At 60.9% G+C, this 14,512-nt stretch carries 11 protein-coding genes; 6 read left to right on the forward strand and 5 right to left on the reverse strand.

Annotated features, from left to right (window positions below; genetic code table 11):
• Window positions 1-177: 177 nt before the first annotated feature.
• Both AArcS_RS04185 and AArcS_RS04190 read left to right on the forward strand, forming a co-directional pair.
• Window positions 178-858, forward strand: coding sequence for a hypothetical protein (locus AArcS_RS04185; RefSeq protein WP_238479165.1), 681 nt, complete (start codon window positions 178-180; stop codon window positions 856-858).
• 49 nt (window positions 859-907) lie between these two features.
• Complete coding sequence (locus AArcS_RS04190) at window positions 908-1,351, forward strand: JAB/MPN domain protein-containing protein (protein ID WP_238479166.1); 444 nt, start codon at window positions 908-910, stop codon at window positions 1,349-1,351.
• Here the strand turns inward: AArcS_RS04190 and AArcS_RS04195 are convergent.
• Window positions 1,339-1,548 carry a ribbon-helix-helix domain-containing protein gene (locus tag AArcS_RS04195; protein WP_238479167.1) on the reverse strand — a complete coding sequence of 70 codons (210 nt, stop codon included), beginning with the start codon at window positions 1,546-1,548 and terminating at the stop codon, window positions 1,339-1,341. The genes AArcS_RS04190 and AArcS_RS04195 overlap by 13 nt on opposite strands.
• A 99-nt stretch (window positions 1,549-1,647) precedes the next feature.
• Between AArcS_RS04195 and AArcS_RS04200 the strand changes: the two genes are divergently transcribed.
• Complete coding sequence (locus AArcS_RS04200; RefSeq protein WP_238479168.1) at window positions 1,648-1,974, forward strand: hypothetical protein; 327 nt, start codon at window positions 1,648-1,650, stop codon at window positions 1,972-1,974.
• A gap of 11 nt (window positions 1,975-1,985) precedes the next feature.
• Here AArcS_RS04200 and aglJ read toward each other — a convergent pair whose 3' ends face one another.
• Complete coding sequence (gene aglJ / locus AArcS_RS04205; protein WP_238479169.1) at window positions 1,986-2,903, reverse strand: S-layer glycoprotein N-glycosyltransferase AglJ; 918 nt, start codon at window positions 2,901-2,903, stop codon at window positions 1,986-1,988.
• 199 nt (window positions 2,904-3,102) lie between these two features.
• Between aglJ and glmU the strand changes: the two genes are divergently transcribed.
• Together glmU and AArcS_RS04215 are read left to right on the forward strand one after the other, a co-directional pair.
• Entirely contained in the window at window positions 3,103-4,305 is a 1,203-nt protein-coding gene (glmU, locus tag AArcS_RS04210; protein WP_238479171.1) for a bifunctional sugar-1-phosphate nucleotidylyltransferase/acetyltransferase, read from the forward strand.
• A gap of 207 nt (window positions 4,306-4,512) precedes the next feature.
• A complete protein-coding gene (locus tag AArcS_RS04215) occupies window positions 4,513-5,973 on the forward strand; it encodes an RtcB family protein (RefSeq protein ID WP_238479173.1) in 1,461 nt (486 codons plus the stop codon).
• A 36-nt stretch (window positions 5,974-6,009) separates the two neighbouring features.
• Here the strand turns inward: AArcS_RS04215 and AArcS_RS04220 are convergent, their stop codons facing one another.
• Complete coding sequence (locus tag AArcS_RS04220; protein WP_238479174.1) at window positions 6,010-6,903, reverse strand: DNA-3-methyladenine glycosylase family protein; 894 nt, start codon at window positions 6,901-6,903, stop codon at window positions 6,010-6,012.
• A 172-nt stretch (window positions 6,904-7,075) separates the two neighbouring features.
• On the opposite strand from AArcS_RS04220, the gene cysS reads away from it, so the two are divergent.
• A complete protein-coding gene (gene cysS / locus AArcS_RS04225) occupies window positions 7,076-8,515 on the forward strand; it encodes a cysteine--tRNA ligase (RefSeq protein ID WP_238479175.1) in 1,440 nt (479 codons plus the stop codon).
• Here cysS and AArcS_RS04230 read toward each other — a convergent pair.
• Together AArcS_RS04230 and AArcS_RS04235 are read right to left on the reverse strand one after the other, a co-directional pair.
• Window positions 8,512-12,447: a DUF7289 family protein gene (locus tag AArcS_RS04230; RefSeq protein WP_445668771.1), complete on the reverse strand. Its 3,936-nt coding sequence runs from the start codon at window positions 12,445-12,447 to the stop codon at window positions 8,512-8,514. The two genes, cysS and AArcS_RS04230, sit on opposite strands and share 4 nt — an antisense overlap.
• 125 nt (window positions 12,448-12,572) lie before the next feature.
• On the reverse strand, window positions 12,573-14,444 hold the full coding sequence (locus tag AArcS_RS04235) for a DEAD/DEAH box helicase (protein ID WP_238479177.1): 1,872 nt from the start codon (window positions 14,442-14,444) through the stop codon (window positions 12,573-12,575).
• Window positions 14,445-14,512: the final 68 nt, after the last annotated feature.

Consider the following 14,512-nt stretch of genomic DNA (forward strand, 5'->3'; position numbering starts at 1 on the left):
TGTATATATTCCCTACTTTCGACCCGTCGTTCGCCGCTATCGGAGGACGGCTTTACTTCGGAAAGTGTAGTAATTAACTATATTATTTGTAGTGAGCACTTCGATAACTGTAGTGTTACAGAACTGACCGCGACGACAGGGTTTATCGGCGTCGGTTCCCCAGTATCCGACAGACAGATGCCCATCAAAGCCAGCGGGAAAGCCGAACTGGAGAAGACGGTCGAGTGGGACGGCGGAATGAGCTGGATTGCCTATCCCGACGAGGGGATGGAACGCGCCGGTCACGCGATCGTCGTCGACGAGGAGGTCTGGCTGGTCGATCCGGTCGATGCCGATGGACTGGACGATGCCGTCGCGGAGTATGGCCCAGTCGCGGGCGTCGTCGTTCTCCTCGACCGGCACAAGCGCGACAGCGCCGCGATCGCGCGGCGTCACGACGTGCCCGTCTACGTCCACGAGTCGATGGACGACGTGGCCACAGCGCTCGACGCCGACATCGAGCGCTTCGGCGACACCCTGCAGGGCACGCCTTTCGAGGTCATCCCGGTAGTCGAGAGCCGGTTCTGGAAGGAGATCGCGCTGTACGATGCCGAGAGCGGAACCCTCGTCGTTCCCGAATCGTTCGGCCGGGCGAGCTACTTCGTTACCGCGGACGAGCGCGTCGGTGTCCACCCGATGCGTCGCGGGACCCCGCCACGGGACGCCTTCGAGAACGTCGACGCAGAGCGGCTCCTCGTCGGCCACGGCACGCCCGTACTGGAAGACGCAACGCCCGCGATGCGGGACGCACTCGCCGGGTCCCGAAAGCGGATGCCTCGCGTCTACCTCTCCGCGGCGCGTTCGATGTTGCCGTTCTGAGCTGTCCGGAGCGGTATCGTTAACAGCCGTTCCCCTCAAGCACCATACAGTGAGCCGTGACACAGACGTCTTCGTGACCGAGGGGCTGGTAGATGCGTTGCTGGAGTATGCCGCCCAGGAGGATCCCGAGTCGCTGAGTATGGCGCTGTCGGTGACTCCCGCTGGCGACCTCGACGGGGCCGAGGATCTCGACCCTGATACCCCCGTGTTCACGGATCTGTACGTCCCACAGCAGGATCGGTCAGTTAACGTCGTCTTCGGGATGGACTTTACAATCCCGCCGCGACAGACACAGGGGCGGTTCCTCTCACATCCTGACGGTACCCACGACGTGACGCGCGAAGACGATCTTCACGAGGTGATGCTGGTCGCCGTCCCGCCCTGGAAGCGATCGGACCTTCGGGCGTATAATCGCTCGGGCAGGCGGCTATCCCTCACTATCCTCAACGCTATCCCGCCCGAGGATGGGTTCGAGGACGGTTACTCCAGATAGCCCAGTTCGCTCAACTGTTCTGCGAGTACCTCGAACTCGGCTTCGGTCAGCTCGCCGCGTTGCTGGTGCTGGATGACGATACTTCTGAGCATAAACCGGACGAGGTCGCTGGTGCTCGAAAAGCTCGTCCCCTCGATAGTCTCGTCGACCCGGTCGGCGAGATCCTTCGGGATCGAGACGGTCGTGTACTCGGTCATGGCCGGACGTTGGCCGGAGATACCGATAGACCTTGCGACCGAACTAGCTCCCGGCGGGCAAGCACAGAGTTGATTTAGGGGGACGTATCTGTGTTAGGTATGGCAGCCCGCCCACCGAGTAACGGCAGCGAAGAACCCGACGCGATCGAGTTCGGTATCGCGGCCGTCGACGCCCGTCTCGATGAGACCGATCTGGCGTTTCCAGCGACCGACGAAGAGATCGTCGACGCCATCCAGAACGAGTCCATCCCGTTCAACACCCACGGTTTCACCGTCGATCTTCGAACTGCACTCGACGAAACGGGGCGCTCGGAGTTCGACTCGGAACAGGACCTGCTCAATGCCCTGTATCCCGTCTTCGAGGAGCGACGGAACTCGACGTCGGTCGGACTGCTGGCACAGGTCCGCGAGATGCTTCCGTTCTAGACCGACCGTACTCACTCGTCGTCCTCCGCGATCCGCTCGATGCGCCGTCGCTGTTCCCGGTGCAGCGTGACGATCATATCAGAGAGGATACCGAACATTAGTATCTGGACTCCCAGCAATATCGTAAATGCGGACAGCAACGCAAGCACCTCGTGGCTGATCCCCTCGAAGAACCAGCGGTAGCCGACGTAGAGGCCGAGGACAACGCCGACTGTACCGCTCGTCAACCCGATCGAGCCGTAGTACAGCATCGGGTTGTTGAGTTTGGCAAGTCGATAGAGTGTGAGGAAGATCACTGCGCCATCTCGGATCGGATTGAGGTTCGTTTCCGAGCCATCGGGCCGTGGCTCGTACGTGATTGGGACGACTTCGATGTCGATCCCCTGGCGGACACACTCGACTGCCAGTTCAGTCTCGATCCCGAACCCGTTAGCCGAAAGGTCCAGTTGACGGACAGAGTCTGCGGTGAACGCCCGGTAGCCGCTGAGCACGTCGGTGAGATCTCGGTGATGAACTGCGGCAAACGTCCGGTTGATCAGTCGGTTACCGAACCGGTTGAGCCGCGACATCGCCCCTGGTGTCATATCCGCAAACCGGTTGCCGATGACGTGTTCTGCTCGCCCCTCCCTGAGCGGTTCGAGCATTTTCTCGGCGTCCCCTGGCCGATACGTCCCGTCCCCGTCAACGAGCAGCACGTACTCGGTCTCGATTCGGTTGAGGGCTTCCGACACAGCCTGGCCTTTCCCATCGCCGCGCTGTTCGAGGACGTCAGCTCCGTGTTCGCGTGCGATCGATTGCGTTCCATCAGTCGATCCGCCATCTATTACGAGGATCGTCTCGTACCCTTCCGATCGAAACCCATCGATCACGTCACCGATCGTCGTGGCCTCGTCGAGGGTTGGGATCAACACACAGACGTCCTCGGTCATCGTTTCCGGATGCTCGCCACGCCCGCAAAAACCTTGCTGGTCATCGTTTTGCTGTTCCTGTGGCACCGAGTTGACGAACCCAGCACCGCTGCCACGCCAAAGTATTCAAACCAGTACGAGGACATTCACCCGTGACTCACACAGACAACGGCGGAGAGACCCCGACCGCCCAGCCCTCCACAACTGGGGTGATAGAACGATGAAAGCTGTCGTTCTCGCCGCAGGTGAAGGAACGCGGATGCGACCGCTGACCGCGACCAGACCCAAGCCGATGCTTCCGGTTGCCGGCAAACCATTGGTCGAGCACGTCCTCGATATCGCTGCCGAACACGTCGACGGCTACGTCCTCGTTGTCGGGTATCGGGCAGACTCGATCCGTTCGCACCTCGGGGACGAACACCTCGGCAAGCCGATTACGTACGTCGAACAGACCGAACAGCGGGGCACAGCACACGCGATCGAAGAAGCTGGACCACACATCAGCGAGCGGTTCCTTGCGCTCAACGGAGATGTGATGATCGATGACGGGCTCGTCGCCAAGCTGGCCGACGCCGAGACCAGCGCCATTGCCACGATGCGCGTCGATGATCCGACCGCATACGGCGTCATTTCCCGAGATGGCGACCGGGTAACTGGGATCGTCGAGAAGCCGTCCGATCCCCCCTCGAATCTCGCCAACCTCGGGCTGTACAGCTTCGAACCGGAGATCTTCGAGTACATCGACCGGACGGGACGCAGCGAGCGCGGCGAGTACGAGATCACGGACTCGATCGAACTCGCGATCGAGGACAGTCGACCGGTCGTCGCTGTCGAACACGGCGGGCGCTGGCTCGACGTGGGAAGACCGTGGGAGCTGCTCGACGCCAACGAACGATTGCTCGATACCCTCTCGCGTCGGATCCACGGGACGGTCGAGGACGGCGCGACGATCCAGGGCGAGGTCATCGTCGAGGAGGGCGCTTGTGTCCGTTCCGGGGCGTACGTCGAGGGGGCGGTCCTCATTCAGTCCGGGGCTGACGTCGGGCCGAACGCCTACGTCCGCGGAGCGACAGTGGTCGGGAGAAACGCCCGCGTCGGCAACGGCGTCGAGATCAAAAACTCGATACTGCTCGACGACGCCAGCGTCGGCCACCTTTCATATGTGGGCGACTCGGTGATCGGTGCCGACGCGAACCTCGGGGCAGGAACCATCGTCGCCAATCTCCGTCACGACAACAAGCCGGTCCAGATGGCGGTCAAAGGTGAGCAGGTCGACACAGGTCGCCGAAAGCTCGGGGTCGTCCTCGCCGATGGCGTGAAGACCGGGATCAACACGAGCCTCAACGCTGGCACAAAACTCGGCGTCGGCGCGATGACCCGTCCCGGCGAGGCGGTGATGTCGGACCGGGGCGACGGGTTGTAGGTGCGCCCTCGACAGATCGCTATTCCCCACAGGTTCAAATACGATTCCGCGGCCAGCCTCGCGTATGCCCTGACGAATCATCACGGGGCGGTCAGCGTGGCGTGACCACCTGCTTCGTGACTCCGGAACGCGTCACCAGTTCGCCACGACTTCACAGTGTCGAAACACGTCGTAACCTATTGGGCCGTCCGCGTTGCATGTTCGAGTATGACCACCTACGACGCCGATGGCATCACGCTGCACAAGGTACGGGACTACGTCTGGGAGATCCCACAGGAAGGGGATATGCGCACGCCGGCGCGTGTCCTCGCCAGCGAGCAGTTGCTCGACGAGATCTCGGAGGACAAGACCCTCCAGCAACTGAAAAACGCGACGCATCTCCCCGGCATGACCAAACACGCGATCTGTATGCCCGACGGCCACCAGGGGTATGGGTTTCCCGTGGGGGGCGTGGGAGCACTCGACGCCGAAAGCGGCTGTATTTCGCCGGGAGCGGTCGGCTATGACGTGAATTGCGGAGTTCGAATGATGACGACTAACCTCACGTACGAGGACGTGAAAGGCCACGAGGAGGAGCTCGTCGACTCGCTCTTTGCCAACGTTCCATCGGGTCTTGGCGGCGGCGGAATCGTCGAAAGCGACATCGACACCGTCGAAGCCATCCTCGAAAACGGCGTCGAGTGGGCCGTCGAAGAAGGCTACGGCGTCGAAGCCGACCTGCTGGCCTGCGAGGACGAAGGGCGTCGCCCCGACGCCGATCCATCCGCGATCTCACAGAAGGCGAAAGATCGCGGCAAAAACCAGATCGGGAGCCTCGGGAGCGGGAACCACTTCCTCGAAGTCCAGCGCGTCACTGATGTCTTCCGCGAGGACGTCGCCGACGAGTTCGATCTCCGCGAGGACCAGATCGTCGTCCTGATCCACTGCGGGAGCCGCGGGCTGGGCCACCAGACCTGCAACGACTACCTCCGCAAGATCGAGAAAACCCACAGCGGGCTCCTCCAGCAGCTACCGGACAAAGAGCTGGCCGCCGCGCCTGCCGGGTCGAAACTCGCCGAGGAGTACTACGGCGCGATGTGTGCCGCGATCAACTTCGCGTGGGTGAACCGCCAGCTCATCATGCACCGCACGCGGCGGGTGTTCGAGCGCGTTTTCGACCGGACGTGGGAACAGATGGAGATGGAACTGCTCTACGACGTGGCCCACAACATCGCCAAGAAGGAGACCCACACCGTCGACGGTGAGGACCGGGAGCTGTACGTCCACCGGAAGGGGGCGACCAGAGCGTTCCCTGCCGGGCATCCCGAGGTTCCGGCGGCCTATCGTGACGTCGGCCAGCCGGTCATCATCCCCGGCAGCATGGGCGCGGGCAGCTACGTCTTGCGCGGTGGCGACCGCTCGATGGAAGAGACGTTCGGCTCGACAGCACACGGCGCGGGGCGTCTCATGTCCCGGACGCAGGCCAAAAACGAGTTCTGGGGCGGCGACGTCCAGGACGATCTGCGCGAGTCCCAGCAGGTGTACGTGAAAGCCCAGAGCGGAGCAACAGTGGCAGAAGAGGCACCCGGTGTCTACAAAGACGTCGACGAAGTGGTCCGGGTCTCGGACGCGCTCGGAATCGGCGATAAAGTCGCCCGGACGTTCCCCGTGTGCAACATCAAGGGATAGCTCCGCCCCATCGCAATAGCTGCCTGTACGGTCGTGCTACTCCCGCGTCCGAAGGTAGTGAAACACGTACGTCTGGACGTAGCCCGCGTAGTCGTCGCCGTCGCCGACGCCGAACCGGCGGCGAATCGCCCGGGAGGTGTCGGCGTAGCTGCCGCGATCACAGTCGGGAAAGTACTCTTCGATTGCGGTCCTGATCCACGTATCCAGCGGAACAGCCTCCAGATAGTCGAGGGAGAACAACAGGACGCAGTCAGCGACTTTGTCACCGACGCCGACGAACCGCGTCAGGCTCTCGCGGGCGTCCTCGTAGGGGAGTCCGAGCGCTTCGTTCGGGTGGGCCTCGCCCTCTGCAACCATCTCCGCGGTCCGTACCACGTACGGCGCACGGTAACCCAGTCCGAGCTCGCGGAGCTCTGATTCAGTCGCCCCAGCGAGTTCCTCGGGCGTCGGAAAGGCGTGATACGTCCGCCCGTCGAACGCGATCTCTCGACCGTATTCGCGAGCCAGCGTCGTCGTCATCGAGTGGATGCGCTCGACCCGCATCTGCTGGGAGAGAATAAACGAGATTAGCGTGGGGAATGACGGATCGTTGACGAGTCGGAGTCCCTTCGCGTACTCGTAAGCCTCGTCGAGCATCGGCTCGTCGGGCGCAGCCCCGAAGATTCCGTCCAGATCGTCGTCGAGCCGTAACAGTTCCCTGACCAGTCCCTCTGCATCCGTGCTGGCGTGCCAGTCGATTGTCGACTCCGTCTGTCGGACCCGGATCACGTCGCCGTCGACGACGGTGTAGTACCAGGGTGAGCCCTCATCGGCGTTCTCGTACATCCGTCCATCCTCGCGTCGCCAGAGATACGACTGGCCGCTTTCGAGGGTGATATGTAGATCCATCCCGCCCGACAGCGACGCCGTCGGTATCGCACCCGTAGGCATTACTGGTGGGTGGGACGAGGGATGCTTGTGGGTTTCGAGTCGGCGTCCTTGCTGTTACTATAGAATGTTACAATATTACACTCCGTCAGGCGGCCCCACCCTCCGGAGCTCTCCAGCTTTCGCCTCCCGCAGTCGGTGGATTCAAGCGCCCGCTGGCTGAACTACCGACACGATGACGCTGCAGGTCACGAACTCCCTGACGGGCGAGACGGAGCCGTTCGAGCCACAGGATCCCGACTCGGTGCTCCTGTACTACTGTGGCCTGACGGTTTCGGACCTTCCACATCTCGGTCACGCCCGTTCGTGGGTTCACGTCGACGTAATGCACCGCTGGCTGGAGCAGTTGGGCTACGACGTCCGCCACGTCGAGAACTTCACGGACGTCAACGAGAAGATCGTCGCCAGAGTCGGTGAGGAGTTCGGCGACACCGAACCCGAGGTCGCCCGTCACTTCGTGGGCGAGACGATCGAGGACATGCGCTCGCTGAATCTCAAACGTGCCGACGTCTACCCACGAGTAAGCGAGCACGTTCCCGAGATCATCGACCTCGTCGAAACCCTGATCGACCAGGGCCACGCTTACGAAGCCAGCGGCTCGGTCTACTTCGACGTCTCGACGTTCGACGAGTACGGCAAGCTCTCGAATCAGGATCTAGAGGAGATCGAATCGCAGGGCGACCCCGACGAACGCTCCGAGAAGCGAAACCCCGCCGACTTCGCGCTCTGGAAGGCGGGCGAGGCCCACCCTGACGACGCCGACTCCGGTGGGCAGACCTGGGAGTCGCCGTGGGGCGAGGGCCGTCCCGGCTGGCACATCGAATGCTCCGCGATGAGCACGACGCATCTCGACGACTCGATCGACATCCACGTCGGCGGGCAGGACCTGATCTTCCCGCACCACGAAAACGAGATTGCCCAGAGCGAGGCCGCGACCGGCGAGCAGTTCGCCCGCTACTGGCTCCACGTCAACCTGCTCGAAACCGATGGCGAGAAAATGTCGTCCAGCCTGGAGAACTTCTTTACCGTCCGCAACGCCATGGGCGAGTTCGGCCCGAACGCCATCCGGATGTTCCTGCTCTCGGCGGCCTTCGACAGCAAACAGACCTACAGCGAGGCGGCCCTCGACGAGGCTGTCGAGCGCTGGGAGCGCCTCGACCGTGGCTACCGGACCGCCGTCGAGGCCGCCGACAGTCCCGACGCCGGGACGAAAGTCCGCGACGAGCAGCTCCACGAGACCGTTCAGGACGCCCGATCGGAGTTCAAGGCGGCGATGAACGACAACTTCAACACCCGCGAGGCGCTGGCCGCGCTGCTGGAGATCGCCGGTGCGGTGAACAAACACGTCGAATCGGACCGCTACGACTATCAGGGCCTCACCGACGCCATCGACGCCTTCGAGACGCTCGGCGGCGAGGCGCTTGGCTTCGCCTTCGACGGCGACACCGGCGGGGACGTCCGACTCGCCGAAGAACTGGTCGAGCTCGTGCTGGACGTCCGCGAGGACGAACGGGAGGCCGGTAACTACGAGCGTGCTGACGCGTTGCGTGACGATCTGGAAGCGCTCGGGGTTACTGTAGAAGATGGGGATGACGGCGTCGAGTACCGGTTCTAGCTGATCTCGATCACGTCGACACCGATGTCGATTTCGTCTTCGAGGTCGATATCCTCGACGTCGCCTGAACCGATATCGTCACCGATGTCGATGTCCCCGCCGTCAACGTCAGGATCGGAGCTACCGACACCGCGTTCGGGTTCGTCGATGTCGACAGTGATCGTGTCCTCCTGGTCATCTTCGGTTCGTACTGTGAGTTCCTGACCGTCACCTTCGTCCTGAATGCTGGTCGGCCATGTGATGGTACGGTCGACTTCCTCGTCCGTTCCGAGCGTGCTGTCGATCGTCACTTCCTCACTCGCGACGATGTCTCCATCGGGACCGATCAGCGTTATTGTTTGCGTCTCGGTCGCATCCTCGTCCCTGTCGGCGTACCGACTCGTGATCGTCGTGCTCACGTCGACCTCCTCGCCTGCGGTGACGCTGGTCGTGGATTCGTCCTCGTTGATGTCGACCTCGAACTGGCCTTCCGCGGCGAGTTCCCAGGCGAAGCGCGGGTAATCGCCCGGGATGGCGACCCACGGATTGTCTTCGTGGTCCTCTTCGAAATCAAGGTCTCCAAGTTTGTCATCTTGGTTTACATCGAACCCTTGCATCATCTCGTCGGAGCGTTCCTGCATATCATCGGTGAATTGAGCCCCTGGGTCGACTGAGCCCCAAGCATCGTCTGTGGCGCTCGTTTCCCAGTAAACACTGGAATCGAACACATCCTCTCCGCCAGCTCCTCGCGGTGGATCTTCGATGAGTCCAGTAATTGCCCCAGCAGTGTCCGGGTTATTTGTTGCTGTTACATCACCGACGAAGTACATTTGCTCGAATTCGGACGCATAACGTGATGAAGTGCCCATCAACCCACCGACGTTCTCCGGCCCAGTGACATCAGCCTGCGCGTACCCCGTATCGACCGTCGTGTACCAAGAGGGACGTCCAACAATTGCCCCAATACCACGGTCAACTTCAGCGCCAGTGCTCCCACCAGTAACCTCACCCACAGCAACGATGCGGTTAGATAAGTCTGCATTGTTTGCTCGTCCCACGACAATTGCGGCGCGTTGTTCGTCGGCAGTTACCGTCCCTTCAACTGACACATCCTCCACAGTCCCAGCGAAGTTTCCAGCAAGCCCGCCGACTTCTTTATTTCCAGCAACATCGATATCACTCAAACGCAACCGTTCAACGTATGCACCGTCACCTACACTCCCCTGATTTTGATTATTGTCCAGCCCAGCGACCCCGATCAAGCCAACTCCATCTTCAGACGGTCTATCTATGCTCAATCCACGGATTTCGTTCCCATCGCCATCTAGGGTGCCAGTGAAGTCAGAACTCTCACTACCGATCGGCTCGAATCCTTGCTCCTCTCCGAATAGCTGTGGGTTCCAGTACTCGGTCCCGTGCGCATCAATATCGTTTGCGAGCCGGTAGTTCTCGTCCAACCCGTGCTCGTTGATACACTGTAGCTGATCGACAGTCTCGATCAGGTAGAAATCGTCTTCGTCCTGCTCGTAGTCGACATCTCCACAGACGGGGCCATCCCGCTCAACTACCAGCACTTCATCCGCTTCGGCATCGACGACGTTGTTAGCCTGATCGTACGTTTCCAGGTGCAGGCGGTGCGTGATCACGTCAGCATCGGTGTCGTACTCGAACGACACCGTTCCCTCACCGTCATCGAGATCGCTCACGACCGTTTCCGTCTCTCCGGAGTCGTTCAACTGCAGGACGTGATCGTCCGGCGCGTCGCCGGTCGTCGTGATATCGACGTCGACAGTCGCCGACTCACCCTGTTCGATCGGGCCGTCGATACTGACATCCTTGATGTCGACGAACGGGTCGATGTCGTCAGGTTCGGCTATCGTTTGGCTATCGGTCGCTGTGGTCACCGTAATCGCGCCATCGTCGGCCGGGACGACCTCGCCCCAGGTGAGCGACACGTCGTTCGCAGTCCCGCGATTGTCGATCTCCACCTCATTGCTGTCGACGAACTGGTCATCGAAATCCGTGAGCAGGACGAACTGCTCGTCCGCTGGCCCCTGATTGTCGATATCAACGTTCACCGAGAGCGGACTACCAGCTTTAATCGCGCCGTCGATCTCGTGGCCGGTAATCTCGAACTCGGATGGTTCGTCGACGACGAGGAACGCACCCGCTTCGTCTAACTCATCGTCCTCAGTCGCGATCGTGTATTCATACAGTTCCCCGCTATCGCTGCCGTCGAGATCGTCAACCGTTAATTCGACCTCCTTCGACTCACCGGAGTCGAGTGTGGTCTCTTTTGTATCGCTCTGTGGTTCTCCGTCGATATCAAGGGTGATATCCTGGGTTTCCTGCTCCGGATACTGATTGGTGATCTCGGCCTTGATTGTCACGTCGTCTTCGCTACTCACGATGTGGGGGTTTTCCCCGATCCAGTCGTCTTCCGGAACCCCGAGATCATCGGTGATCCGGAACGCCTCTACGGCATTCGGTGCGGTAACCGTCCCGTCATACTCGACCTCGTCGCCGCCAATGACGCTCTCGGTGGACAGGGTGAAATCGTACTCCCCTTCTGGGAAACTGGACTCGTCGAGTTGCCACCCGACGGTTTCCGTTTCGCCCTGGTCGAGATCGAGACCGTCACGCATGATCGGATCCGCTACACCCTCGATTTCCAGTTCGATATCCTGCGTATCCGATGAGTCGTCGATGTTCGTGATGTCCGCACGTATCCGAATTTCGCCGTCGACGGTCTCCGTTTGAACTTCCTCAAAGACGAATCCCCCGTCGATGTCATTTGTGTCGGTGTAGTAGAACCAGCCTTCGTGGTCCTGTTCACCCGGGTCGGTTTCGATTCGATATTCGTACCGTTCCCCCTCTGTCAAGTCCAACGCTCGGTCTCCGTTGGATCTTGGGTTGAAGAACGCGTTCCCACTGTTGTCGACGTTTCCATCATCGTCGATACGTAGCCATTCGTTGTTGTTAGCGCCAACCACTACCTCCTCGTCGGGAGAGAGCTCGTCATCGTAAGCGACCCGCTCGTCCTCCAGCAGGGTGCCGTCAGTTTCGCACACCGACAGCTCCATCTCCGGTGTTACTGCGTCGTCTTCGGCGTTAATAAGCAGTGGATCGGCGAAAATCTGGTTGTCATTCGTTTCGACGACGTGATTGTTCGGCGTATCGAGTCCGTATCCGTCGTCGGTTTTAATAAGGATCCCATCCTCTCCGTCCCCGCGGTAAATTGTGGCTTCGACTTCGTCATCGTCGAGGTCCGTCGTGATACTCCAGACCGATGCATCCTGATTCTGGAAGTGTCGCTCCCACGCTTCAGCATGCTCGCTCTCGACGGTTAGCTCCAGTTTTGGATCCTCGTCCGGATCGACAAACTCGTCGATGACGGTGTCGAGGTCATCCTGTGTGTCCTCATCAAGATCGATCTCTGGGCCCGTTTCAATCCGGAGTTCGTCACTCGAATGACCTGCCTCGCCGTCGAACCCACTCAACTGGATATCGATACCTTCATCGTCGATTCGGATGTCAGGTGGTGACGAAATCGTCGTGTGGCCATCCTGCGTTCGGAAGATACCCCCGCCTTCCAGCGTCACGTGGCCAGTGTCAGTGTCACGAACGAGTGACTGCAGTGGGATTTCGGCCTTCTCGCCTCCGCTTTCTAGCATGACGGTTGCATCCCCTCCCACACGAACATCCTCGTTAGTCGAAACAAACGAGTTGAACGCATCCTGGCTGGTGCTTGCAGCATGTAACTCGGACTGGATGGTCTGCATGTCCGTTTCCGCCTCCTCGAAATCCTGTTGGTCCTCGATCGTCTCCATCAGACTCATCCCCGCAAGAACAGTGAGTGTGGCACTCATAAGAACGAGTCCCACAAGTAAAATCACGGCGACAACGGGGGTAATCCCCCGGTCTTTCCGGAGTGTGATGGAGTCCCAATTCATTAGCAATCGATTGCCTCCAATATTACTAAAACATTCCGGGATGAGAAAATTACGTCTGATACAGTAAATATAGGGAGTCTCTCTATTATAACGACCCGACCTTGACCGTTAAACCGGAGTTGAATCTACTCCAAATTTACTCGCTCGCTATCGACCTCCTGAACGCGAATCCCCTTCGATCGGAGGTGCTGCAACTGGCGTTGTGCGAAGTCCTCCTCGGTCGTCCCGCGAGTCGCCAGCACGTACACTCGGGACTTTCCTGCGGGACGCATCGTCCGCCCCGCACGCTGGGAGCCCTGCCGACGTGACCCACCAAGTCCGGAGGAAAGAATTGCCAGATCGGCGTCCGGGAGATCGATCCCTTCGTCGCCCACGCGCGAGACGATCAACGTGTCCCGCTCGCCCTGCCGGAACTGGGAAAACAGTTTCTCCCTGCGCGCGTGGCGCATCTCGCCGCTGATGAACGGGATCGATAGCGCCTCTGCCAGGGCATCGCCCTGATCGATGTAATCCGCGAAGATGAGCGCCTTCGCATTGCCGTGCTCGCCGAGGATCGACCGTATTTCGTCGGTCTTGAGTGGGTTGGCCGCCGCAAGCTGGCGTTTTTCGTGACTCTCCGCGGTGGCGTACTCGTCCTGATAGGTCTCCTCGTCCCAGGGTACGTACCGGATCTCGACTTTGGGCTCCTGGACGTAGCCAGCGTCGAACAGTTCGTCCCAGTCGGTGCCGATCGGCGGGCCGACAAGGGTGTAGATATCCTGCTCGCGCTCGTCCTCGCGGATCGGGGTCGCCGAGAGGCCGAGCCGGTGGCGGCTCTGCAACTCGCCGGTCCGCCGGTAGACGTCGGATGGAACGTGATGGACCTCATCGTAGACGATCAGGCCCCATCGCCGACTGTCGAACAGCGAGCGGTGCCGATCCATCCCTGCGGTGCGATAGGTTGCAATCGTGATCGGCCTGATCTCTTTCGCGCCGCCATGGTACTGACCGATCTGCTCTGCCGTGAGGTCGGTCCGTGCGAGCAATTCGTCGCGCCACTGGCTCGCCAGTTCGCGGGTCGGCACGAGGATCAGCGTCTCGCCGCCAACCGCCTCCATAATTCCCATCGCAGCGACGGTCTTGCCGCTTCCCGGCGGGCCGACGAGGACGCCCGACCCGGAGTCGACGAACCGGCTGACCCAGTCGCGCTGATATCCGCGCAAGTCGAGATCGAGCGAGATGTCGAGCGGGTCGCCAGTCTCCAGCTCTCGGTTATCCTGGACGGGATAGCCCGCCTCGTAGAGCCTCCGCTTGATCGAAGCCTCCGATCCCTCGGCGACCCAGCTTTCGGTGTCCGAGATTGGCGCACGGAGCTGGCTCTCGTCGAGTTCCTGTCTGGCGACGTTGCCCATCAGCTCGGCGCTCACGGCTTCGAGGACGGTGTAGCCGTCCTCGTGCGTGCGGAGGCGGAACTGACGGGCTCTGTTCCACTGATCTTTGATCCATTCTTCCAGTTCGGGCTGACGCTCGGGGAGCACCTGCCGGATCGTGCGGAGCAGGCGGTCGAAGCTCTCGTAGGGCGCTTGCCAGATGTCTTCCTTCCGGATCTCGTAGCGGTAGGCTTCTGCGCCGGAGACGTCGACGAGATGGGCGAACTGCGAGAGCTGTGCGCGGGTGAACTGGGTTGGTTTGTCGACGACTATCTCGCGGCGTCTGGGGAACGGGATGACGCGTTCGCGGTCGGCGAGCTCGCCCCAGTCAGTCGGGAACCAGACGACTGGGTCGGTTTCGACGTCGATGCGCTGGAGCTCCCCCGACCCGACGAGATTGTCGAGCGCGCCGTCGGCTTCGGCGTGGCTCCAGTCGGCTTCACGGGCGAGCTCACTGGCAGTGATGACCGGTCGGCCGACGGCTTCGAGCGCGTCGTAGAAGCTGCTGATCGAGAGGGTCCGGGGGGTATTAGTGTCGTCCGAGTCGGCAGGCGATTCGTCGGGCGGCGAGGGCTCGTCCTCTGTCACTGGTCGTTCTAGTGGCGCCCGCGGTCAAACGCGTTTCGTCGTCGACCGGTCGCTTTGCTATCGGCTGC

The organism is Natranaeroarchaeum sulfidigenes (assembly GCF_017094485.1).
GTDB classification, from domain to species: domain Archaea; phylum Halobacteriota; class Halobacteria; order Halobacteriales; family Natronoarchaeaceae; genus Natranaeroarchaeum; species Natranaeroarchaeum sulfidigenes.

Coding starts and splice junctions, on each gene's coding strand:
- AArcS_RS04185 (WP_238479165.1), top strand. CDS start 178: ATGCCCATCAAAGCCAGCGGGAAAGCCGAACTGGAGAAGACGGTCGAG.
- AArcS_RS04195 (WP_238479167.1), bottom strand. CDS start 1,548: ATGACCGAGTACACGACCGTCTCGATCCCGAAGGATCTCGCCGACCGG.
- AArcS_RS04200 (WP_238479168.1), top strand. CDS start 1,648: ATGGCAGCCCGCCCACCGAGTAACGGCAGCGAAGAACCCGACGCGATC.
- aglJ (WP_238479169.1), bottom strand. CDS start 2,903: ATGACCGAGGACGTCTGTGTGTTGATCCCAACCCTCGACGAGGCCACG.
- glmU (WP_238479171.1), top strand. CDS start 3,103: ATGAAAGCTGTCGTTCTCGCCGCAGGTGAAGGAACGCGGATGCGACCG.
- AArcS_RS04215 (WP_238479173.1), top strand. CDS start 4,513: ATGACCACCTACGACGCCGATGGCATCACGCTGCACAAGGTACGGGAC.
- AArcS_RS04220 (WP_238479174.1), bottom strand. CDS start 6,903: ATGCCTACGGGTGCGATACCGACGGCGTCGCTGTCGGGCGGGATGGAT.
- cysS (WP_238479175.1), top strand. CDS start 7,076: ATGACGCTGCAGGTCACGAACTCCCTGACGGGCGAGACGGAGCCGTTC.
- AArcS_RS04230 (WP_445668771.1), bottom strand. CDS start 12,447: ATGAATTGGGACTCCATCACACTCCGGAAAGACCGGGGGATTACCCCC.